Source organism: Amphibacillus indicireducens (assembly GCF_039539605.1).
GTDB classification, from domain to species: domain Bacteria; phylum Bacillota; class Bacilli; order Bacillales; family Amphibacillaceae; genus Amphibacillus; species Amphibacillus indicireducens.
Genome location: NZ_BAABDL010000055.1, coordinates 1 through 740 on the forward strand (window position 1 = coordinate 1; position 740 = coordinate 740).

The following is a 740-nucleotide window of genomic DNA, read 5'->3' on the forward strand; positions in this document are numbered from 1 at the left end:
AACTGGCATTCACTTTTGGCAATTTAATGGGCAAATCACCTATAAAAAATCAAGTTATGAATAATGCAGGTTATCTATACATTAAATAACTAATAATATAGGCACGGAAGCTGATTAACTGATGAAAAGTTTAGGGGATAGGTATGCTTAATAAGGAAAAATTCAATTTGTTTTCAAGCATTTTTCTCCTAGCTGAATCAATTATGATAATTGCTATACTTCTACAAATTAACGAGATCGTACAGTTTATAATATTATTCTTAAGCTTTGTGATCACAATTATATACGTAATATATGCCATTGTATATTTTATTTAAAAGGGATGACTACTGGTTTGTTTAGCGACAGTTTTTTAATTAGTTAAAAACTGTTGCTGATCAATTGTTACAAAAATATAGAAATGAGCTACATTCATGAAAAAACAACATCTTAGGTTTTTTATTAGATATGGCATTTTCTTATTTATTATAAATTATGGTTCAAAAACCCTTGTTGAGCAAGGAATATTATCGAAGGGTATCACTTACATACTTATTTTATTTCCAATATATTTAGCCGGAAGCTTGTTCATTATGAAGAAGACTTATTTTAATAAAAATGAGATTGATCAAAGAAAAGAGGAATAATTTATGAAAAGAAAAGCTTTTTTCAAAGTTATGTTTGTATCTTGATTATTTCGCGCTCACAAGTCCATCAATATCCAATCCGAGTCCACCAATTCACGAATCAAGTCCGCCTAT

General features: G+C 28.6%; 1 protein-coding gene. It reads left to right on the forward strand.

Annotation, left to right across the window (positions count from 1 at the left end; translation table 11 throughout):
- Positions 1–413 precede the first annotated feature (413 nt).
- The gene (locus ABD814_RS05520; RefSeq protein ID WP_344911156.1) at positions 414–626 is read left to right on the forward strand and encodes a hypothetical protein; all 213 of its coding nucleotides are present in this window, start codon (positions 414–416) and stop codon (positions 624–626) included.
- The last annotated feature ends 114 nt before the right edge of the window (positions 627–740 follow it).

Bases quoted from the DNA above. Each gene is read 5' to 3' on its own strand.
- ABD814_RS05520 (WP_344911156.1), top strand. From the start codon at position 414: ATGAAAAAACAACATCTTAGGTTTTTTATTAGATATGGCATTTTCTTA.